Genomic DNA, 20892 nt, shown 5'->3' with positions numbered 1-20892 from the left:
CCCCTTTTTCCTTCAATTTATCACACTATATACATAAGTAAAAATACGTATTTCTATTTATTTATCATAAGAAAAACTTATTGATTTACGATTCTCCTTCTCTTAGCAGTATGATCGAACAAACGTAAAAAATGGTATGAACATCCAATTTCATACCATCCTTTTATCAACAATCTACTGCTTTATTCCTCATACTTTTTAAAGGCTAGTACAGCATTATGACCACCAAAGCCAAATCCATTGGATAAAGCGAAGTGGATGGATTGATGAAGCGCCTCATTTGGTACATAGTTTAAATCACACTCGGGATCTGGCATTTCATAATTAATCGTTGGTGGAATGATGCCATCCATTATACTTTTCAATGTAATAATGGCTTCAATTCCACCAGCCGCACCAAAGAGATGCCCTGTCATTGATTTTGTGGAGCTGACCTTTAATTGATAGGCATGGTCACCAAAAACGCTTTTAATAGCCTTCGTTTCAGATTTATCTCCCTCTGGTGTGCTTGTGCCGTGTGCGTTGATATAATCGACAGCTGATTCATCGATTTCGCCCATTTTCAATGCGAGCTTCATGGCATTGGCAGCGCCCGTAAAATCAGGTGCTGTAATGTGATGAGCATCGGTTGTGACACCATAGCCAACAATCTCACCAAGTATCGTTGCACCCCTTTGTTTAGCATGTTCATATTCCTCTAGGAACACAATGCCAGACCCTTCAGACATGACAAAGCCATCTCGTTCGCTATCGAATGGTCGACTAGCCTTTGTTGGCGCATCATTTCTTGTGGACATGGCTTTCATACGAGAGAACCCTGCAAAGCTAAGTGGATTGATGGGTGCCTCCGCTCCACCTGCTAAAATACCATCCGCATAGCCATGTCGAATCGCTAGGAATGCTTCTCCAATGGCCTGGTTTCCTGTCGCACAGGCCGAAACAGGGGAAAAGCTTGGCCCTTTAAAGCCCGTTTTAATCGCTAGAATCCCAGCAGCCATATTGCTAATCATCATCGGTACCATAAACGGTGACACCTTTCTTGGCCCATTATCGAGCATAGCCTGATGATTTTCTAAAATCGTCTCAATGCCCCCGATGCCTGAGCCAATGTATACGCCTAAACGCTCCTTATCCACCTGCTCCATATTTAAATTAGCTTGCGTCAGGGCCTGTTGGGAAGCGGCAACAGCATATTGTACAAATAAATCATACTTACTGATTTCTTTTTTATCCATATACTGCGTTGCATCGAAATCCGTGATCGTCCCAGCAATTTGCGTATTAATACCGCTAAATGCCTCCCCTTGAATGTTTTGAATCCCTGATTGTCCTGCTTTTATATTCTCCCATAAGGCTGATACTGAATTACCTAACGGGGAAACAACACCATATCCAGTAACTACGACTCTTCGTACCATGTACATCGCTCCTTTTTGTTTTCGTTTTTTATTTTAACAATTCCTGTAATTGCGCCAGCATTTTGAGAAAGAACGCTTCTCCTAAAACGCGTTTGTATTGTAATGCCCCTTTCGTACTTGAAATAAGGAATACAGCTAGTGCCTCCAAATCATTAGTGGCTTGGAGGGCGCCCTGTTGTTTAGCATCTTTCAGTAGCTCTACAAAGACATCGATTTCCATTTGGCTAAGCTGCTGAAGTTTTTCTTGCATCGGTTGCGGTAATTCTTGATAGTCTGCCTGTAAAGCTGAGATAGGGCAAACACCATCTTGCTCAAGGAATTTTACTCGCTGCATAATAAAGGCAAAAGGCTTTTCTTCAGCTGGTATAGTGGACTCTTTAATCAGTGTATAAGCCCCTACTAACCCTTGTTGAATTCTTTCGCAAACAGCGATCCCTAAATCTCCCTTCTTTTCAAAATGATAATGAATACTTGCCTTCGTAACGCCAAGCTCCTTTGCTAAATGCTCATAACTAAATGATGTGAAACCTTTTTCCTGAATATTCTTCAATGTTAATTCTATAATTTGCATTTTTCTATTTGTCATGGCTTTATACTAACTTACTAGTAGGTAAGTGTCAATTTAAAAAAGGCAGCAGATAAACGATATATCTGCCGCTTGCGTTGTTATTGCATTTCTTTTGTTGGTCCCATCACACCAGGTACTGGTAAGCCTGCTTGACGTAGCAGGACCGTCATTTGTCCACGATGATGTGTTTGATGGTCGATTAATACACGTAATAAAGCCCCTTTTGACATGGGTGCCGTAAAGCCATTTACTACCTCTAGTAAATCGTCATTCGAAAGCTTAGCTACTTCCTCTTTAATACCATTTGCAACGCTTTCATAGGCTGTCACAATCTCAGCTGCAGTCGCTGGTACAGGATCTTCTTGACGAATCATTGGCACTTTTAACCCTGCTAGATAGCTAAAATAACCAGCCGCCCCAACTAAATGCCAACCTAACCAGCCAAGTGTACTATGACCCTCTACAATACTTTGCGCTAGCTTGTCATCTGTTAAAGCCTGTAATACTTGCAGTGTTCCCTTCGATGCATTTGACCATTCTTGTAAAAAATCATCTACTTGTCTATACATATCTTTGCCCCCCATTTTTAACTTCATTTCTATCATAGTTAATTTTCCATTCTGTTACAAGTTTCTAGTATGCAGTTTACATAATATTATTATGAAATTAATTTCTCATTTCATTCGTATAACGCCCTCCATTCACGTATAATGAAAGAAAATAGCGAAGGAGTGTGCTTATGAGATACCATGTTCTCGTACTTTCTCTTGCATTTCTACTTGCTGGCTGTCGTGAAGAAGTCAAAGAAGAGCCTGTGCCATCGCCAACACCACCTGTGGAGGACAAGCAATCAGATGAACAAGATCAAACGTCACTTCTATCCTATTTTCCACCTGATGGATCCGTCGCCTCTTTTCAAGGGGAAGGAAATGAGTTTGCCAGCTTCACACTAAAAACAACCTATCTCGATACACAGCATATCGCGCAAATAGAGGATAATGGTGGTGTGACACTATTAAAAATCTATCGTATAACCGATGCAAGCATTGATCTTGTCTATCGAGAACCCGTTGACAGCAATCCAAGCATGCCAAGTGCAGCAGAGGCATCTTCTTACCCTGTACTGGAAACTATACTTCAAAAGCCATTACAAGTCGGGACGAGCTTTCAAGGTTGGACCATTGAATCAACGACTGCCACTGTCGATACAGGCACAACGGTCTATCAAGATGTCATCCAGCTAACTCGCTCTAAAGACCAAATGACGACAATCAAATATTTTGCAAAAGATATTGGCCTAATCCGCACAGAGGATACGATGGAAACAGAGCAAGATGAGCCATTTGTTGTGACATCAACCTTGCAAAAAATAGAATAATTGAATGAAAACAGGCGTCCTGCTTGGGCGTCTGTTTTTTAGCAAAGGGGGGCCATACATGAGTGAAATACATAATGCAACACCAAAGCAAGAAGACTTAACGGAAGAAGAATTTATTGAGCTTGTACTCGAGGAACAGCAAAAAGCATTGGCACAGGAGCGAGAAGAACGCATTCATGGAAAAAAGCAAAAAAAACAAAAGCCTCTTGTCCGCTGGATTGTGTGGGGCATGGCAATGGTACTGTTTTTCAATACATTCGCCCTGATTTTTCAAATTTATTCCATACCTGCGCTTGAATTTATCAAGGTTTCAACGAGACTCTCAGCACAAGAGGATATACAAACCTATAAAAAAGCAGTCGTTGAAATTTCGACAGGCTCCAGTAAAGGCACTGGTTTTGCCATCTCTCCTGATGGTCTGATTGTCACCAATGCCCATGTAGTAGAAAATGCCACAACATTATCTGTCGTCTTTCCAGATGAGGGGTTAATGGAGGCAACATTAATCGAGAGCTATCCAGCCGTAGATTTAGCCCTAGTACAAGTGGAAGCCGAGCAGCTCCCCTATCTCCCTCTTGCAGAAGAGCCACCTTACTCAGCTAATGAACATGTCTATTTTATTGGAAATCCACTTGCTTTTACGGGCATTGCTAATGAGGGGACATTGCTAGAATCCATTCAATTAGAGGATTGGCAGGAGCCTGTGATGATGCTAAAAGCACCTGTTTATCGTGGGAATAGCGGAAGCCCTGTCATCGATCAAAAGGGCGAGGTTATTGGGGTGATCTTTGCAACGATGAAATATGAGCCCATTGGACGTGTCGGCCTGTTTGTACCTGTACAACAGCTCCGGAATTTATTAGAAAAATGAACCTGCTTATCACAGGTTCATTTTTTAGGGTGCTATGAGTTTACATAATATTATTATTGATCTTTACTCTCTTGCTTCACAAACTGAGCAATTGGCGATTTCACAGGAATTTTACTGACAACCTCATCACTCACTTCGGCCACCTTTTGCAGCACATGCAAAAGCTTGTCATCTCCTGTCCAATGCTTTTCTACTACATCTGGCCCCAATTTATTGATAATCGTATTTACCACAAAAGTTGCTAGCACTACATCATCTAAATAGCCACCAAAGCCCAATAGTCCTTCTGGCATTAGATCCATCGGCAACACAAAATACGCAATGGATGCCCCAATTAACGCACGACTCTTCTTATCCACACCCGCATCCGTTACGGTTTTAATTAATAAATGAAATAAATCAGGCACAAACATTAAATACGGTGTAAATTTATTGCTTTTTCCCTTTTTCGATCCAAGAAACGCTACTAATTTTGTACGTAGTTTCTGATAAAAATCTTGCTGCTCCTGTTCATCAGGCAATTTTTCTTCATTCTTCAAATTCATCTGCCTCCTTCTATGCTAACTATTCAGTATTTTAGCGGGACTACTCGCTTCTATTACAGCTATCTCTCATTCTTGCAGTTCTAACCACTACTTTTATAGCGCTATCCTTCACTTTCGCAAGGCTATCCGCTACTTTTACAGCTATCCCTCATTCTTGCAGTTCTAACCGCTTCTTTTATAGCGCTATCCTTCACTTTCGCAAGGCTATCCGCTTCTTCTACAGCGATCCCTCATTCTTGCAGTCCTAACCGCTTCTTTTATAGCGCTATCCTTCACTTTTGCAGTTCTAACTGCTTCTTTTGTAGCGCTATCCCTCACTTTCGCAAGGCTATCCGCTACTTCTACAGCGATCCCTCATTCTTGCAGTTCTAACCACTACTTTTATAGCGCTATCCTTCACTTTCGCAGTTCTAACCGCTTCTTTTGTAAAGCTATCCTTCACTTTTGCAAGCTTATCCGCTACTTTTACAGCGATCCCTCATTCTTGCAGTTCTAACCGCTACTTTATCGCTGCTATCCGCCACTACTATATATTTAACCTAAAATAGGATTTGTAATCCTTAAACTTTTAAATGATACAAAAAAGACATCCTATTTGCATAGGATGTCTTGGGTTTAACGAAAGTAGTTTTAATTACTGAGAATTAAAGTTTAGTTACGTTAGCAGCTTGTGGTCCGCGGTTGCCATCTACAACTTCGAATTCCACTTTTTGACCTTCGTCAAGAGTTTTGAAACCTTCGCCTTGGATAGCTGAGAAGTGTACGAATACGTCGTTTTCACCTTCAACTTCGATGAATCCAAAACCTTTTTCTGAGTTAAACCATTTTACTGTACCTTGTTTCATTTAAGAAAACCTCCAAAAAATAAAAGTGAACAATATGTAATTTCTTCAGCGAATGAAAAAAATTCACATATTACAAAGAGTACCGAACTAACGCGATCACTTTTTGTAATATGTGAATTCATGTTACCGGTGAAGCAATTAAATTGTTAACTTAAGTATAACTGCCATTCATAATTTTGTCAAATAAAGAAAAAATGTTTTTTTACTTTATTTCAAAATTGTTTTACTTCTCCTCTATTTTACACGCAATTATTCCATGATATACTTGTGCATCATCATCGCAAGCCTCACAATAAAAGCTTTCATCCCCAGACCAAAAGGCCCAATACTGCTCTTCCTTCGTCGCCTCATTATCATAAGAGGAGCGGAAATGTGCTAATTTTTGCTGTAATGCACGTTCAAAGAGCTCCTTCGTATCAAATGTATCTTTTGTTTGAATATAAGCTTCCCAGCCTTCAAATTTCCACCAAGGCTCATAGTCCGCTTTCATGTAAATAATTGTATACATATTTGCCCATTCCTTGCTGTCATAAGATAGTTTCATTTTAGCAAACACAACTGAAATGTCTATTAAAACCACCTGAATTATGCTATTATTACCTTATTATACATACTTTTTGGAGGTATTTTTATGTTTTCAAGCATTCGACCTAAAGCAGAGCTAGAAGAGCTACTAAAACGTGGTACAGATTTACATGCAACAGGCCGATTTCACAAAACTCTGGCATTCAACCATTTCTCTTCACAGGATGAAGAGCACTTAAAGGCACTCTATCAAAAGCTCAAAGATATTACCCCTTCCATGAATGCCATTTTTCATCATTATTTAAGCGAGATATCCCCTACCTCTCAATTAACCATTAGTGAAGAAAATATTAATCAATATTTAACACAGTTTTTCTTAGGAACACGTGATGATCATTATGTAGACGAAACTGTCAAATTTTTCAATCTATTTCGCAAGCATCAATACGAGCCTGGTAAATTAATTGTTGTATTCAACCAATTTGCCTTCTACATTACTACATATATTTTATACAATTTTGGTATCAAGCCGAATAAAGCATTTCAATATATGAAATCATTCCAATCCGCTGTCAATGTCGATCAAGAGTTATTGGTGGAGGTGTTGACGGAGCGTATTATTGAAAATGTGGTAGGAGAAGTATCCTCTTTAATGGATGTCAATGCCAAAATTATGTACATGAAGGATTTAGTTTTTAGCCTAGATAAGCAAAATGAAGAAATCCAATCCTCTACAGCTGCTACAGAACAGATTGCCGCTTCTATCAATGAGGTTGCGCGCATGTCTTCTCATATATCTGAGAAAACAACCGAATCTGTTGACCATGCAACGAAAGGGAAAAACGCAATTGAACATGCCTTATCGGAAATCTTTAAAACAGAAGAAACATTTACTTCCATTGTAGAATCATTTTCAGAATTGCAAAAACGGGTAAATGATATTGAGCAGGTTGTCACATTAATCAATCAAATCGCCGATCAAACCAACCTCCTCGCACTGAATGCCTCCATTGAAGCTGCGCGTGCTGGTGAACATGGGAAAGGCTTTGCGGTTGTTGCACAGGAAGTAAGAAAGCTTGCTGAAAACACGGTATCTGCGCTAAGTGAAGTATCTGCGAATGTCCATCATTTAAAGAGTTATTCCAATGATGTATCTAACTCGATTACTGATACTACAGCCATTATTAAAGAAGCAACCGTTGAAGCAAAAGATTCGTTACCATTATTAAATGCCATTGTTCAAGCGATTGAGGGTATTAATTTAGATGTGACAAATACGGCAGCCATTTCCCAGGAGCAAGCAGCCGCGATTGATGAAGTTTCAGCAAGAATGATCGAAATTTCAAGTTTACAAGAAGATATTCGTGATTATAGTCATAATACATCTAGCGATATTCATTTATTAGGGAAAGAAATTAACCGTTTCCGTAATGACCTTATTGCTAACAATAATGTTCAGCTTTCTTCTATTGCTCTATTACAATTATCGAAGGCGGATCATATTTTATGGAAATGGCGCATTTATAACATGTTCCTTGGCCTTGAAAACGTTGATCCAAGCGATGTTTCTTCGCATCGAGACTGTCGACTTGGCAAATGGTACACAGCACCTCGTACAGTCGAACGTTTCGGTCATTTACAGGACTATTATGAGTTAGATGGTTATCATTTACGCGTCCATGAATCAGCGAAGCTTGCCGCTGAAGCCCATAAAGCGGGTCATATCGAGCAAGCCGATGTGCATCTAAAAGAGGTCGATGAGGCATCTAAGCATGTGCTTTATTACATTAATAACTTAATTGCCTATTTAGAAAAAGAACGTGTCATGCAATAAAAGGAGAGGTTCATCCCTCTCCCTCATTAAGTAGGAGGTATTCCCTTGAACAAACGAGCAAGTATAAAATTTTTTGGTGATGTCTATGGCACAGGCTATCGTTTCTTCATCAAGCAAAAAGCGATTGAATTAGGGTTAAAAGGATACTGTCGATTGAATGACGCAGAGCAAATTGAAGTGGAAGTGGAGGGCACAGAAAAGGCACTCAATGAGTTCCTCCTTTTTGTCCAAAAAGGCGTTAGCCCCCAAGCCGATTCCAATTCATTTTCATTAGAACTATCCGACGATTTAAAAGGCTATATACGTATGGAGTCAGACATTGTTTAATGTCTGGCTTTTTAAATGTCTTTAAAAACACATTTAAAAAGTCATGCTCGTAGGAACATGACCTCATGATTATTATTTGATTTTTATTTTCTGAATCGCAGCAACAAATATCGATTCGTCCGTGATTTTCACATATTGATTTTTAGATTCCTTCATATACCCTTCTTTGTTTAAATACGCTTTTAACTTTGATTTTTTCTCAAAGACTTTTTCTTTCACTTTTTGCTCACTTACTTGATCATCAATGTTTTTAGTAATAGACACCAGAAAAATTTTCGACATGATCTATCCCCCTTTGTATCAGTTACGAATTTACTTGGAAAAAGTTTCATACAAGGCCTTCACTACTTCATTCTTTTGGATGAAGGCGCTCTTCTTAGAGAATAAACCGCTCATCTCGATGCCGAAGCCGCTCATGGATCTCACTTAACCGCTCTCTCGAGGATCAACACCGCTCTCAATTTGAATAATACCGCTCTCTCTGAGGCAGAAACCGCTCTTGAATTGAAAAAAAGCGATCTAAATGACTCCTTAAGAGGACAAAAACGACTAATTCATCGAAACAACTCACTTATTCTATGTATTATCATTGAGAAAGTTCACAAATAGCAGTAAAATTTATGTAAGGGATTAATTTTCAATGAAACTTTATGTCGATTATTTCGTATAAGAAGATAGACATATTGAAAAGCAAGGAGGATGAAACAATGCTTAGTGTCGGACAGTTTTTCTCTAGACATAGTGCCAGCTTTCTTATTTCGCTCACAACTGTTTCTATCGCAGCAATTGCGGCAAATCCTGGATTCTTCCTTGGTGGTTTACTGTTTGCGGGTTCCTATGCGACGAGTACAGCGTTGCTGAAACATAGACAAAAAAAGAAAGTCATGCAAATAGCAGGCATCACAAAAGAAGAATTCAAACACATTGAAACACAAGTATTAACAGCTAATAAGCATATTCAAACATTGAGTCAAAACTATTTACGTGTACGTTCTGTTTCAGCGTTTAAACAACTACTTGAAATGACGCGTATCTCCAAAAATATCGTCAAAATCGTCAAGACAGACCCACGTAAATTTTATAATGTGGAACCATTTTTCTATGCACACTTACCTTCTGCTGTAGAATTAACGGATAAATATACAATGCTTTCCAAGCAGCCAGTGAAGGATAAGGAAATTCAATTAACTTTATCCAAAACACGTGAAACCCTAACTGATTTGAATGACACCATTCAAATTGATTTGAAGGATGCGCTTGCAAATGATATCGATCATCTGCAAATGGAGATTGAATTCGCAAATCGTTCCAATCTTAGACGTAGAGAACAATTGGACTGGCGAGGCGATGATAAATGACAGCAAACGAACACGCATTTCAACTAAATACCATACCAGGGCTTTCTCCACTAGTCCAATCCTATTTAGAAACAACTCCGCAAAACGAGGCGATGGCGACTTATGAAACGCTATCGCCTCTTGCACAAAGTCGTGCATTACTGTATGCCAGTCAAATCGATTTGACTGATTTTGAATCATTGCTGTCCCTTGGGCAAGATTCACAGCGAGCTCTGTCTCAATTTGCCGACCGCATGCTTGCTCAAGTAAAGCAAAAGGATGTCACTAAAATCGGTCAAATGCTGGATTCTTTAATGCAGACGTTAGATCGAGTAGATCCAACTGCTTTGGAACCAAAAAAGCAAACCTTTTTCAAAAAAATCTTTGGCAAAACCGAGCCTAATGTGAAGCAAACACTCACAGAATTTGAACGTATTAGTATACAGGTGGAACGCATTGGCGTTCAGCTGGAACGTGCACAGCTTCAGCTGATAAAAGATGTTGAAAACTTAGAGGCGCTTTATGCCCATAATCGAGGATTTTTTGAGGAATTGGCAACGGCGATTGCCGCAGGACAAATGAAAAAGCAGCAAGCCATTGAGGTAGAGCTACCTGCACAAATAACGAGTGTCCAAGCTACCAAACAGCCACTTGCGATCCAGCAATTAAATGACTTTGCTGCTCAAATCGAAAGACTCGATCAACGTATTTATGATTTACAAGTATCACAGCAAGTCGCTCTGCAAACAGCTCCTCAAATCCGTATGATTCAGCAGGCCAATCAAACGTTAGCAGAAAAAATCGAGTTTTCTATCGTTACCTTGATTCCACTCTGGAAAAACCAACTGGCGATGATGCTGTCTATGCATATGGATCATCATTATGCACGTTTAGAGGAACGATTATCACAGGCCCATGATCGCTTCTCTAGTCCCACGTTTGAACAGCAAGTTTCGAAATTTAAAGAAACACAGCAAGAGCTGCAAACAGCGATTAAAGATGTATTTGCCCTGCATACGGCAACTGAACAAGAGAAACAACAGCTACAGGATGTGGCGGGTGCTAGCAGCTATCGGCGAGATTAACGAAAAAATGGGTGGCTCAGTAAAAGTTCTGAACCACCCTGTTTGTTTTTATTCAAAATAATCTTTATAGTAGCCACCGACATTACCTGTATTGTCGATGATAAAAATGAACTCTTCTGTTTCATTTTTCACTTCATATTCTTTCCCTACTGTTAATACGTTGGATACTAAGTATTTTGATGCATTTGTATGTTTGCAAGTAACCGTTCGTAATGTTGGCGCATCTTTCCATTTTAAATGTAACATATTCTCTCTACCTCTCTTTACTAGCAAAAGCTAATGTCTATTGCTTATTCTATAATATTTTTGGTCTTTTGTGGAGAAAAAAGAAATACTATACCTATTCTATCCAAAAAAAATGAAAATTTGAGGTGTTATGATGAGTTTTGGTGGTGTTCCGCAATGGTTTTTTATCATTGCTGTAGCATTCGCAATCTGCTTTGTGCTTTATGCAGAATGGAATTCTAGAAAATAAGTGAGTCCAACTGGTTGGACTCACCTTTTTTGTGCTTATTTTAAAGTACGCTTTAAAAATTCCTTCGTACGTTCATGTAACGGATTAACTAACACTTGTGCTGGAGGTCCTTCTTCGACAATTACGCCTTTATCCATAAAGACAACACGATCTGCCACTTCTTTGGCAAATTCCATCTCATGTGTCACGATGAGCATCGTATTGCCCTCATCTGCTAGCTGACGCATGACCTTTAACACCTCACCTACCATTTCTGGGTCTAATGCGGATGTTGGTTCATCAAATAGCATTACATCTGGATTCATTGATAAGGCGCGAGCGATGGCCACACGCTGCTTTTGTCCGCCTGAAAGCTGACGCGGCTTGGCATTCACATATTGATCCATGCCAACGATTTTCAAATATTTAAGCGCCGTTTCTTCTGCTTCTTTTTTCGAACGTTTTAACACTTTGACTTGGCCCACTGTGCAATTACTTATGACGTTGTGGTTGTTAAATAAATTGAACTGCTGGAACACCATGCCTAAATGTGTGCGATATTCTTGAATATTGTGCTTTTCATCTAGGATGTCTTCCCCTTTATAAATAATTTGACCGCCACTTGGCGTTTCTAATAAATTTATGCAACGAAGCAATGTGGATTTACCAGAGCCTGAGGAGCCAATTAAACAAACTACCTCTCCTTTTTCCACTTGGAAATTCACATCTTTTAACACTTGGTTACGTCCAAATGATTTACTTAAATGTTCGATTTTAATGACTGCCATTTGTGCGTCCCCCTATACGGCTTCTTTTTGTTCTTTTTGATAGGCATCAGGTCCATCTAAACGTTTTTCAACGTAAAGAAGAATGCGTGATGCGGTAAATGTCATGATGAAATAAAGAATACATGCAACAAAGAATGATTCGAAATAGCGGAAGTTGTTACCTGAAATTGATTTAGTTTGGAAGAATAATTCCGTTACCCCAATGACATTTAAAACGGCTGTATCTTTAATATTCATAATTAATTGGTTACCAGTCGCTGGTAAGACGTTACGCGCTACTTGTGGTAAGACAACGTGAATCATAATTTGGAAGTGATTCATACCAATTGCTGATGCTGCCTCGTATTGACCATTATCAATCGATACAATACCACCACGAACAATTTCTGCCATGTATGCCCCTGTATTGAGGGAAACGACTAAAATACCTGCTGTAATAAAGTGCATATCGATACCGAATGCAATATCTAATCCGTAGTAGACAACCATAGCCTGTACAATCATTGGTGTACCACGGAAAAATTCAACATAGCATGTCAGTATAAATTTAATGAGCTTTAAGCTATAAAATTTCACACCTTTTTTACGAACTGGAATCGTATGCATAATTCCGATGAAAAATCCGATAAATGCACCAATAATTGTACTAATACTCGAAATCAGTAACGTATAATACGCACCTCGTAAAAACATTTGCCAGTTGTTTTCAATAATTGAAAGTATCCATTCAAGACTCATGATGTTCCTCCTAACAATGTCATCTTGCTTGCTTATTTCTTTTGTGTCCTAGCTCTTTCTACCATTCTATGTTTTGTCACGCTAGGACATTATCATTATGTAGAGAGGTTCTCATTTTGATAATGATGAAATGATCATGCACGGACTAGCAACTAGCCCGTGCCTTGTCATTATTGTGCTGCTGGTTGTTGCGAAATAGCTTCTTCCATAATCGCTTGACGATCGTCTTCCGAAATGCCTTTTAGGACTTCATTGATTTTTTCACGATTTGCGTCGTCCTTACGTAAGCCTACAGCAATTGAAGTATTTGATGGATCTGTATCAAAGCCTTCTTCAAATGCTACATATGTGAACTTATCGTTGGCAGCAGCAGCAGAAATACCCTCTGGACGTTCAGCTACATAGCCATCAATTTTACCTGCTTCTAACGCCACACGCATTGCTGGGAAGCTTTCCATTGCCGTTTGTTTTTCTACACCTTTGATTTGATCAATCACTGTGTAGTTTGATGTATTTAATTGTGATGTAATTTTAGCACCTGAGAAATCTTGAATCGATTTTGCATCTTCATATTTACTACCTTTTTTAATAACCATCACAAAATCAGATGTGTAATAGTTTTCTGTAAAATCAATTGTTTTCTTACGTTCTTCTGTTGGTGACATCCCTGCGATAATCGCATCAATTTTGTTCGATTGTAGCGCTGGCACTAATCCGTCCCACTCCATTTTAACAATGACTAACTCTTTGCCTAAACCTTCAGCGATTTTCTTCGCCATTTGTACATCATAGCCGCCTGCATACTCTGCATTATCCGCTATTTTCACAGCGCCATTCGCATCGTCTTGCTGTGTCCAGTTGAACGGTGGGTAGCCAGCCTCCATTCCAATTCGGAATTCACCGCCGCCTTCTTCTTTGTCAGCTCCAGCATCACCTGAACCGCCCTCTTTTTTGTCACTTGTGCCACATGCAGCTAGCACAATTGCCGTCATGATAGAGATCATTACTAACAACCATTTTCTTTTCATGAAAAACTCCCCTTTTCTGTAAAAAAATAAGACAACTGTACTAAAAAAGACCTAAGTATATTGAACTTAGGTCTTACCTTTTATGACAGTTGCCCAAATCCTCACTATAATTTCCATGTTTCCGAGATAGCACAACCTAGTAAATCTGGAAATCCATTTACTAGGACAGTCCTGCACTTATTCACTGCAGACCCAGTATAAAAGTACGAGCTCCTTTTATACTTCGGCGATATTTCCTTCTTCATTGCGTCTTCGCTTGCTTGTACTCTACAATGAACTAATAAATACCGCGCCTCTACCTCACTGGTAAATATTCGTGAGGTTTGTTTATTTAATTGATATTTAGATACTACTATAAAACTAATATGTTCGTCAAGACAGTTTTAACATTTTTCTGACTAATGACAATATTAGGGTATTGTGCGTTCCCTATCCATTTTAAATCGTTGAGCTTTCATCGATATTTCCGAAAATTACAACAAATTTTTATTAGAGCGTATATGCTCTCTGTGAGAAAAGTTGTGTTTATTTCTTTTGGCTCCTCTAAACGATATAACATTCGTACTCTTTCAAAAATAGAATCGGTCAAAACCTTTCGTCATGCACAAAAAAACCCTGCTGAACATTGTTCGCAGGGTTTAATGGCATTATGAATTTAATAATAAATCTTCAGGATTTTCGATTAATTCTTTAACTGTTTTTAAGAATCCTACAGAATCTTTTCCATCGATGATACGGTGATCGTAAGAAAGTGCTACATACATCATTGGACGGATTTGAACTTCACCATTTACGCCAACTGGACGGTTAACAATTGAGTGCATACCTAAAATACCAGCTTGCGTACCGTTCATAATTGGTGTTGACATTAATGAACCGAATACACCACCGTTTGTGATTGTGAATGATCCACCAGCCATGTCATTTAGGCCTAATTTTTTATCACGAGCTTTTGTCGCTAAGTTAGCGATATCTTTTTCGATTTCAGCGAAGTTTTTGCTGTTTGCATCGCGTACAACTGGTACGACTAAACCTTCTTCAGTTGATACAGCAATACCGATATCAAAGAAGTTATTTAAATGAATTTCATCGCCAGAGATTTGAGCGTTTACGTATGGGTATTTTTTCAGTGCTGCAACAACAGCTTTTGTAAAGAATGACATGAAACCAAGTTTGATGTCGTTTGCTTTCACAAACTCTTCTTGTTTACGTTTACGAAGTGCCATGATGTTTGTCATGTCAATTTCGTTGAATGTTGTTAACATTGCTGTTGATTGTTTCACTTCTAATAAACGTTTTGCAATTGTTTGACGACGACGGCTCATTTTTTCAATTGTTACACGGTCAGAATTAGCTGCTGGTGTGAATACTACTGGGCCACCTGAAGTTGCTACTGATGTAGGTGCTGCTACTGGTGCTACAGCTGGTGCTGTACCATGTGCTGCTACATCTTGTACACGTACGCGTCCTTGTGGATCTACTGGAGATACCGCTGCAAGGTCAATACCTTTTTCACGTGCAAGACGACGTGCTGCTGGCGATGCAACTACACGCTCACCAGAAGTTTCTTCTACTACTGGAGCCGCTGCAACTGGTGCAGGTGCTGCTTGTGGCGCTGCTGGAGCTGGAGCTGCTTCAGTTGGTGCTGCCGCTGGAGCTGCTGCTGCGCCTTCGCCTGCTTCTACTACTGCGATAACTTGACCAACTAGTACAGTATCGCCTTCTTCAGCTAAAATTTGTGTTAATACACCTGCTTCTTCAGAAATGATCTCAGCGTTTACTTTATCTGTTTCAAGTTCAACGATGAATTCACCTTTTTCAACGCGATCGCCCACTTTTTTTACCCACTGTGCGATACTACCTTCTGTAATCGATTCTGCTAATTCAGGGACTTTAATTTCAGCCACTTTCATTTCCTCCTTTGATTAACGTGCATGACGCACATAGAAGGGCTACTGCTTAAGGGCAAGTAGCCCAGTTTCAAAAATTGATATGTGATTATTTAACCTTTACTGACTCAGCAACCGCTTCTTCAATAAGAGCTGCTTGTGCTGCTTTATGAGAATCTGCATCTCCTTCAGAAGTTGAGCTCATTGCAGGACGACCTACATAGCGAAGCTTTTTACCTTCTGAAAGTGCATATAATGTTTCTAGTGCATAATTCCATGAGCCTTGGTTTTTAGGTTCTTCTTGTACCCATACGATCTCTTTCACATTAGGATACTTAGCAATGATACCAGCAACTTGCTCTTTTGGGAATGGGTAAAGTTGTTCTACACGGATAATGTGTAGGTGATCGAAGCCTTCGCCGTCTTTCACGCGCTCTGCTATGTCGATCATCACTTTACCTGTACCTAAAACGATGCGCTCTACAGCTTCTGGTTTAGCGCCTAAGCCTGGTTGTTCAATCACTTCTTGGAATGAACCATTTGCTAATTGCTCAGCATTCGCCGCAGCTAATGGGTGACGTAATAATGATTTTGGTGATACGACTACAAGTGGACGTACCCCTTCTGTACCTAATAATGCTGCTTGACGGCGTAATAAGTGGTAGTAGTTTCCTGCATTTGAACAGTTCGCTACAAACCAGTTATTTTCAGCTGACATTTGTAAATAGCGTTCCATACGGCTTGAAGAGTGCTCTGGACCTTGACCTTCATAACCATGAGGTAATAGGATAACGAGTCCAGATTTTTGACCCCATTTAGAGCGTGCCCCTGAAATAAAGTTATCAAACATCACTTGTGCCATATTCGCAAAGTCACCGAATTGTGCTTCCCATACTGTTAGTACATGGCTGTTTTCTAGATTGTAACCGTACTCAAAGCCTACTACCCCAGCTTCAGTCAGTGGAGAGTTGTATACTGTAAAGGATGCGTTCGCACCAGAAATATGGTGTAGTGGTGTGAAGACATTGCCGTTGTTTTTATCATGTAGTACTAAGTGACGTTGAGAGAATGTACCACGTTGAGCATCTTGCCCTGTAAAACGTACTGGTGTACCGTCTTGGATAATCGTTGCATACGCTAACGTTTCCGCATGGCCCCAGTCAATTTTTGCAGATGCATAAGCATCACGACGTTTTTCTAAAATTTTACCAAGCTTTTTCTGTGGCTCGAAGTTTTCTTCAAACACTAAAAGCTCTTCATTGATTTTTTCTAAACGCTCCGCACCAACTGCCGTATCAATTTGTGGGAACTCTACTTTTAATTCTTCTGGCATTTCTAAATGATGATGATCATCTTTATCTGCCATTTCTTTGACATGGTCATAGGCTGCTTGCATTTCTGCATAGATCGCTGTATCTAGTGCCGCTACATCCTCATTAGATACAAGACCTTCTGCCACTAATTGTGCACCATATAATGCACGCACTGTTTCATGTTTAGATACTAATTTATATGTTTCTGGGTTTGTCACTGTTGGATCATCTGTTTCGTTATGACCATGACGACGGTAACCTACTAAGTCCACAATGATGTCTTTGCCAAATGTTTGACGGTAGTTCGCTGCAAAACGACCAACTTGTGCTACTGCCTCTGGGCTATCTGCGTTGACATGGACTACTGGCACTTCATAGCCTTTTGCTGGGTCAGAAGAGTATACAGAAGAACGAGAATCATAATGTTCTGTTGTGAAACCGATCATATTGTTTGCGATAATGTGGATTGTTCCACCTGTTGTAAAGCCTTCAGTTTTAGCGAAGTTTAAGACTTCCGTTACAATCCCTTGACCTGGGAACGCAGCGTCACCGTGCACAAGAATGCCTAAGCCTTTTGTACGATCGAAGGCAGGTTGCCCTGGTTTAGACGTATCATCTTGTGTGGCACGAGTAGCACCAAGTACGACTGGATTGCCCACTTCTAAGTGAGATGGGTTGTAAGCCAATTTCACATTCACACCAGATTCACGGTTGTAAGAAGCACCCATGTGGTATTTCACATCACCTGTCCAACCTTTTGTAATTTCAAGGCGGCCATGCTCTGGCATAAATAAATCATTGGAAACATGTGCAAAGTCAGAGAACATCATGTCATAAGGTTTATTTAAAATGTGTGTTAAAACGTTTAAGCGACCACGGTGTGCCATACCAATACGTACGTTTTTCACATTTTTCGCTTCTGCCGTTTTAATGATTTCATCAAATAGAACGATTTGCGTATCTAAGCCCTCACCAGAGAAACGCTTTTGCCCTACAAATGTTTTATGAATAAATTTCTCGAAATTTTCAACGCGAGTTAAACGATCTAATAAGGCTTTCTTCTCATCAGCAGATAACGCTTGTTTGAATGAGCCTGATTCGATTTGCGCTTGAATCCAATCACGTTCTTCAGTAGCTACTACGTGACCATATTCAAATGCTACTTTATCTGTATAAATAGCTTTTAAATATTCGATTGCATCCTTACCATTTTTCACGTTTGCTGGCACATCTTTGAAGAAGATTGCTGCAGGAATTTCAGCTAAATCTGCAGCGCTTAAGTTGAACGCGCTTTCTTCAATTTGAGCTGTTTGTAGTTCACGGTTTTTCAGAGGATAAATATCTGCCGCTAAATGACCGCGTGAACGAATTGCATCTGCTAGTTTTACAGCGGCTAACACTTTTTTGTAATCGCCAGCAGGAGCCGCTGCTGTATGACTAGCTACAGCTACTTCACCTTCTACTACTACTGGTGCACCAAATTGTTGGAATAAAGAAACTAACTCCGGTTCTACTTCTTCAGGAGACTGTAAGAATAAGTCGTATTGCTCCATCACATATCCTAAGTTAGGACCAGAGAAAGCTGACCATGGAGAACTTACAGTTGTAACGTTGTTCGACATGAAAAATGACCTCCAAATTTTGCCTTTCGGCAGTTCCATTAATTAAATTGCAATTAATTATATAATATTTAACCGTTCTTTAAAAGAATGTTTCACACTACTTTTCCATATTTTAAAGAACGTTTTTTCCATCTCAATCTTACTACTCTTCACAAAAAATACAACTCTTTTTAGCAAATTAAGCAATTTTTTTCGCAAAGGATAGAATAATGAAATAAAGCATGTATTTTTCTTAATATTTTAGCGGGATTTTCAGCAAGAAAACGGTTCCAATATTAACCTCACTCTTGACTTCTACCGTTGCATTGTATTTTTCAAGTAACATCTTCGAAATACTAAGCCCTAAGCCCGTTCCACCAATTTGACGATTTCTTGCTTCGTCCACTCGATAAAAACGATCAAAGATAAACGGAATATCCTCTTCTGCTATTCCTATACCATTATCAGCAATTTCTAAACATGCATAATTTCCAGCAACAGAAATAGAAATTTGTATCTCAGGAATTTTTTCACAATAACGAATGGCATTCTCTATTATATTACGAACAATTTGACTTAGTGCATTTTCGGAGATAAATAACAGACCTATTTCACCATGTTTCGACAGCAAAATTCGCGCTTGTGGATGAACAAGCTTGAGCTCATCCATCACTGCTTCAATGACCACTAGTGCATTTGCCTCACTTGTCTCATCTTTTTCCTCACGCCGTGCAAGCTCTAATAATTCCTCAATCATTTTGCGCATACGAGCAATTTCTGTTAAGGAGGTATCAATGGATTCTTCTAATATGGCGGGATCATGTTTGCCCCATCTTTTTAAAAGAGAAAGATGTCCTTCAATTGCTTGGATCGGCGTACGTAGCTCATGGGAAGCATCGGCGACAAATTGCTGCTGCTGGGTAAATGAAATTTGCAGCTCATTCATCATGGCATTGTACATTTTCAGTAAATCACCAATTTCGTCATGTGATGTATAGGTTAGCTGTATAGGCTCATTAAACCCTTGATCCATCACCGTTTTCATGGATGCACGCAATTCATGTAATGGCTTCATTAAATAGTTCGCCAAATAATAGCCAATAGAGCCTGATAACACTAATGCGCCTAATCCTGCTATCAGCATGGCGGTCAATAGATAGTGCATGAGTGATTGAAAACTAGTTAAAGGATGAATCACTTGAATATAGCCTTGGAAAAAGCCCATCCGTATCGGTTCATTGATGACCAACACATCCTGCTTATCAATGGTCATCTCAAAAATCTCTTGCAGCGAGCTCAGTGGTGCAGCAGCAGAGGTATCATTGATTCGTAAAATATCCACCCCATCAGCATTAAATATTCGGACTGTCTCATCGCGATCCGCAATGGATTTGAGTAAGCCCGTATTTTGCTGAATTTGCTGAATGGTAATTGTAGGACCCTGTGATTCTAAAAAAGAGATGATATCCTTACTTGTCCGATTGACCTTACTCTCCTCATCGTTTAATAACCACGTATGCAGAGAAAGATAGACGACTACACAAATAATTGTAAAGCTAATAAAGATGACACTGCTTGAGGTCAGCATCCACTTCTTCTGCAAGGATTGCTGACGTAAATAATCTTTTAACTTATTCATTCTCGCATCACATACCCAACACCGCGAACGGTTTCAATATAATCGTTCATCGCACCAGGGAGCTTTGTCCGTAAATGTCTGATATAAACATCTACCACATTGGTCTCAATATCCGTATCATAGCCCCAAACGGATGTTAAAATATGCTCTCGCGTACAGACTCTATTTTTGTGCTCGATTAATAGTTTCAGTAAGTCATATTCTGTCTTTGTTAGGTCAAGTTTATTCCCCTGAACGAAAACTTCATAGGCTGCTACATCTATTTCAATATCCCGTAAGCATAAAGATTCACTGCTTGTCTGCTCTGGTGTGACACGACGTAAAATCGTCCGTATTCTTGCCAGCAGCTCTTCAATTGCAAAAGGCTTGACGATATAGTCATCTGCCCCTGCATCGAGGCCCGCTACACGATCCATCACAGCATCTCGTGCCGTTAATAAAATGATGGGCACCTGTGATTGCGTTCGGATACGACGGCAAATCTCAATCCCATTAATGCTCGGTAACATGACATCCAGTAACAGTACATCAAAATTTTCAGAGGTTGCCATAGCCAAACCTTCACGACCATCAAAGGCAGTTTTCACTTCATAGCCTTCATGCTGTAATTCAAGTTCGACAAAACGAGCAATATGCTTCTCATCTTCTACCAACAATATCTTCTTAGACATCGTATCACCTTCTATTCCAAAATAACGATGTAGGATTT

Annotated in this window: 21 protein-coding genes and 1 riboswitch; of the genes, 6 read left to right on the top strand and 15 right to left on the bottom strand. The window is 39.6% G+C overall.

Annotated elements, in window-relative coordinates:
* Nucleotides 1-182: 182 nt before the first annotated feature.
* The 3 genes from fabF to MHB65_RS12005 form a co-directional block, all read right to left on the bottom strand.
* On the bottom strand, nucleotides 183-1418 hold the full coding sequence (gene fabF, locus MHB65_RS12015; protein WP_342443644.1) for a beta-ketoacyl-ACP synthase II: 1236 nt from the start codon (nucleotides 1416-1418) through the stop codon (nucleotides 183-185).
* A 28-nt stretch (nucleotides 1419-1446) separates the two neighbouring features.
* Nucleotides 1447-2004, bottom strand: coding sequence for a TetR/AcrR family transcriptional regulator (locus tag MHB65_RS12010; protein ID WP_342443643.1), 558 nt, complete (start codon nucleotides 2002-2004; stop codon nucleotides 1447-1449).
* 80 nt (nucleotides 2005-2084) lie between these two features.
* Complete coding sequence (locus MHB65_RS12005) at nucleotides 2085-2555, bottom strand: DinB family protein (protein WP_342443642.1); 471 nt, start codon at nucleotides 2553-2555, stop codon at nucleotides 2085-2087.
* Nucleotides 2556-2725: 170 nt separating this feature from the next.
* On the opposite strand from MHB65_RS12005, the gene MHB65_RS12000 reads away from it, so the two are divergent.
* Nucleotides 2726-3364, top strand: coding sequence for a hypothetical protein (locus MHB65_RS12000; RefSeq protein ID WP_342443641.1), 639 nt, complete (start codon nucleotides 2726-2728; stop codon nucleotides 3362-3364).
* Between the two features lie 58 nt (nucleotides 3365-3422).
* Complete coding sequence (locus MHB65_RS11995; protein ID WP_342443640.1) at nucleotides 3423-4235, top strand: serine protease; 813 nt, start codon at nucleotides 3423-3425, stop codon at nucleotides 4233-4235.
* Nucleotides 4236-4288: 53 nt separating this feature from the next.
* On the opposite strand, the gene MHB65_RS11990 is transcribed toward MHB65_RS11995, so the two are convergent.
* The 3 genes from MHB65_RS11990 to MHB65_RS11980 all read right to left on the bottom strand — a co-directional run bounded on the left by MHB65_RS11990 (nucleotide 4289) and on the right by MHB65_RS11980 (nucleotide 6133).
* Complete coding sequence (locus tag MHB65_RS11990; protein ID WP_342443639.1) at nucleotides 4289-4780, bottom strand: DUF1232 domain-containing protein; 492 nt, start codon at nucleotides 4778-4780, stop codon at nucleotides 4289-4291.
* A 644-nt stretch (nucleotides 4781-5424) separates the two neighbouring features.
* A complete protein-coding gene (locus MHB65_RS11985) occupies nucleotides 5425-5625 on the bottom strand; it encodes a cold-shock protein (RefSeq protein ID WP_004230088.1) in 201 nt (66 codons plus the stop codon).
* A gap of 223 nt (nucleotides 5626-5848) precedes the next feature.
* Nucleotides 5849-6133: a DUF1033 family protein gene (locus tag MHB65_RS11980; RefSeq protein WP_342443638.1), complete on the bottom strand. Its 285-nt coding sequence runs from the start codon at nucleotides 6131-6133 to the stop codon at nucleotides 5849-5851.
* 123 nt (nucleotides 6134-6256) lie between these two features.
* On the opposite strand from MHB65_RS11980, the gene MHB65_RS11975 reads away from it, so the two are divergent.
* Together MHB65_RS11975 and MHB65_RS11970 are read left to right on the top strand one after the other, a co-directional pair.
* Nucleotides 6257-7984, top strand: a complete 1728-nt coding sequence (locus tag MHB65_RS11975; protein WP_342443637.1) for a globin-coupled sensor protein — start codon at nucleotides 6257-6259, stop codon at nucleotides 7982-7984.
* Nucleotides 7985-8029: 45 nt separating this feature from the next.
* Nucleotides 8030-8311, top strand: coding sequence for an acylphosphatase (locus tag MHB65_RS11970; RefSeq protein WP_342443636.1), 282 nt, complete (start codon nucleotides 8030-8032; stop codon nucleotides 8309-8311).
* A 72-nt stretch (nucleotides 8312-8383) separates the two neighbouring features.
* On the opposite strand, the gene MHB65_RS11965 is transcribed toward MHB65_RS11970, so the two are convergent.
* Nucleotides 8384-8593, bottom strand: a complete 210-nt coding sequence (locus MHB65_RS11965) for a hypothetical protein (protein WP_205443453.1) — start codon at nucleotides 8591-8593, stop codon at nucleotides 8384-8386.
* Between the two features lie 425 nt (nucleotides 8594-9018).
* Between MHB65_RS11965 and MHB65_RS11960 the strand changes: the two genes are divergently transcribed.
* A complete protein-coding gene (locus tag MHB65_RS11960) occupies nucleotides 9019-9669 on the top strand; it encodes a 5-bromo-4-chloroindolyl phosphate hydrolysis family protein (protein WP_004230101.1) in 651 nt (216 codons plus the stop codon).
* Nucleotides 9666-10733, top strand: coding sequence for a toxic anion resistance protein (locus tag MHB65_RS11955; protein WP_342443635.1), 1068 nt, complete (start codon nucleotides 9666-9668; stop codon nucleotides 10731-10733). The genes MHB65_RS11960 and MHB65_RS11955 overlap by 4 nt, the downstream gene beginning before the upstream one ends.
* Nucleotides 10734-10781: 48 nt before the next feature.
* Here MHB65_RS11955 and MHB65_RS11950 read toward each other — a convergent pair whose 3' ends face one another.
* The 8 genes from MHB65_RS11950 to MHB65_RS11915 form a co-directional block, all read right to left on the bottom strand.
* Nucleotides 10782-10979 (bottom strand): DUF6501 family protein, encoded by a 198-nt coding sequence (locus MHB65_RS11950; RefSeq protein WP_016994029.1) that lies wholly within the window; start codon nucleotides 10977-10979, stop codon nucleotides 10782-10784.
* Nucleotides 10980-11243: 264 nt separating this feature from the next.
* Entirely contained in the window at nucleotides 11244-11975 is a 732-nt protein-coding gene (locus tag MHB65_RS11945) for an amino acid ABC transporter ATP-binding protein (RefSeq protein ID WP_205443450.1), read from the bottom strand.
* Between the two features lie 12 nt (nucleotides 11976-11987).
* The gene (locus MHB65_RS11940; protein ID WP_342443634.1) at nucleotides 11988-12713 is read right to left on the bottom strand and encodes an amino acid ABC transporter permease; all 726 of its coding nucleotides are present in this window, start codon (nucleotides 12711-12713) and stop codon (nucleotides 11988-11990) included.
* A gap of 170 nt (nucleotides 12714-12883) precedes the next feature.
* Nucleotides 12884-13741 carry a transporter substrate-binding domain-containing protein gene (locus MHB65_RS11935; protein ID WP_342443633.1) on the bottom strand — a complete coding sequence of 286 codons (858 nt, stop codon included), beginning with the start codon at nucleotides 13739-13741 and terminating at the stop codon, nucleotides 12884-12886.
* Between the two features lie 119 nt (nucleotides 13742-13860).
* A riboswitch (Lysine riboswitch) is annotated at nucleotides 13861-14047 on the bottom strand.
* 341 nt (nucleotides 14048-14388) lie between these two features.
* On the bottom strand, nucleotides 14389-15648 hold the full coding sequence (odhB, locus tag MHB65_RS11930) for a 2-oxoglutarate dehydrogenase complex dihydrolipoyllysine-residue succinyltransferase (protein ID WP_205443445.1): 1260 nt from the start codon (nucleotides 15646-15648) through the stop codon (nucleotides 14389-14391).
* A 91-nt stretch (nucleotides 15649-15739) separates the two neighbouring features.
* Entirely contained in the window at nucleotides 15740-18565 is a 2826-nt protein-coding gene (locus tag MHB65_RS11925; protein WP_342443632.1) for a 2-oxoglutarate dehydrogenase E1 component, read from the bottom strand.
* Nucleotides 18566-18797: 232 nt separating this feature from the next.
* On the bottom strand, nucleotides 18798-20183 hold the full coding sequence (locus MHB65_RS11920; protein ID WP_205443442.1) for a HAMP domain-containing histidine kinase: 1386 nt from the start codon (nucleotides 20181-20183) through the stop codon (nucleotides 18798-18800).
* Nucleotides 20180-20854, bottom strand: a complete 675-nt coding sequence (locus MHB65_RS11915) for a response regulator transcription factor (protein WP_342443631.1) — start codon at nucleotides 20852-20854, stop codon at nucleotides 20180-20182. The genes MHB65_RS11920 and MHB65_RS11915 overlap by 4 nt, the downstream gene beginning before the upstream one ends.
* Nucleotides 20855-20892: the final 38 nt, after the last annotated feature.

This window comes from Lysinibacillus sp. FSL K6-0075 (assembly GCF_038592945.1).
GTDB lineage: Bacteria > Bacillota > Bacilli > Bacillales_A > Planococcaceae > Lysinibacillus > Lysinibacillus fusiformis_F.
This window is presented reverse-complemented; position numbering and strand designations above follow the sequence as displayed.

Coding starts and splice junctions, on each gene's coding strand:
- fabF (WP_342443644.1), bottom strand. CDS start 1,418: ATGGTACGAAGAGTCGTAGTTACTGGATATGGTGTTGTTTCCCCGTTA.
- MHB65_RS12010 (WP_342443643.1), bottom strand. CDS start 2,004: ATGACAAATAGAAAAATGCAAATTATAGAATTAACATTGAAGAATATT.
- MHB65_RS12005 (WP_342443642.1), bottom strand. CDS start 2,555: ATGTATAGACAAGTAGATGATTTTTTACAAGAATGGTCAAATGCATCG.
- MHB65_RS12000 (WP_342443641.1), top strand. CDS start 2,726: ATGAGATACCATGTTCTCGTACTTTCTCTTGCATTTCTACTTGCTGGC.
- MHB65_RS11995 (WP_342443640.1), top strand. CDS start 3,423: ATGAGTGAAATACATAATGCAACACCAAAGCAAGAAGACTTAACGGAA.
- MHB65_RS11990 (WP_342443639.1), bottom strand. CDS start 4,780: ATGAATTTGAAGAATGAAGAAAAATTGCCTGATGAACAGGAGCAGCAA.
- MHB65_RS11985 (WP_004230088.1), bottom strand. CDS start 5,625: ATGAAACAAGGTACAGTAAAATGGTTTAACTCAGAAAAAGGTTTTGGA.
- MHB65_RS11980 (WP_342443638.1), bottom strand. CDS start 6,133: ATGTATACAATTATTTACATGAAAGCGGACTATGAGCCTTGGTGGAAA.
- MHB65_RS11975 (WP_342443637.1), top strand. CDS start 6,257: ATGTTTTCAAGCATTCGACCTAAAGCAGAGCTAGAAGAGCTACTAAAA.
- MHB65_RS11965 (WP_205443453.1), bottom strand. CDS start 8,593: ATGTCGAAAATTTTTCTGGTGTCTATTACTAAAAACATTGATGATCAA.
- MHB65_RS11960 (WP_004230101.1), top strand. CDS start 9,019: ATGCTTAGTGTCGGACAGTTTTTCTCTAGACATAGTGCCAGCTTTCTT.
- MHB65_RS11955 (WP_342443635.1), top strand. CDS start 9,666: ATGACAGCAAACGAACACGCATTTCAACTAAATACCATACCAGGGCTT.
- MHB65_RS11950 (WP_016994029.1), bottom strand. CDS start 10,979: ATGTTACATTTAAAATGGAAAGATGCGCCAACATTACGAACGGTTACT.
- MHB65_RS11945 (WP_205443450.1), bottom strand. CDS start 11,975: ATGGCAGTCATTAAAATCGAACATTTAAGTAAATCATTTGGACGTAAC.
- MHB65_RS11940 (WP_342443634.1), bottom strand. CDS start 12,713: ATGAGTCTTGAATGGATACTTTCAATTATTGAAAACAACTGGCAAATG.
- MHB65_RS11935 (WP_342443633.1), bottom strand. CDS start 13,741: ATGAAAAGAAAATGGTTGTTAGTAATGATCTCTATCATGACGGCAATT.
- MHB65_RS11925 (WP_342443632.1), bottom strand. CDS start 18,565: ATGTCGAACAACGTTACAACTGTAAGTTCTCCATGGTCAGCTTTCTCT.
- MHB65_RS11920 (WP_205443442.1), bottom strand. CDS start 20,183: ATGAATAAGTTAAAAGATTATTTACGTCAGCAATCCTTGCAGAAGAAG.
- MHB65_RS11915 (WP_342443631.1), bottom strand. CDS start 20,854: ATGTCTAAGAAGATATTGTTGGTAGAAGATGAGAAGCATATTGCTCGT.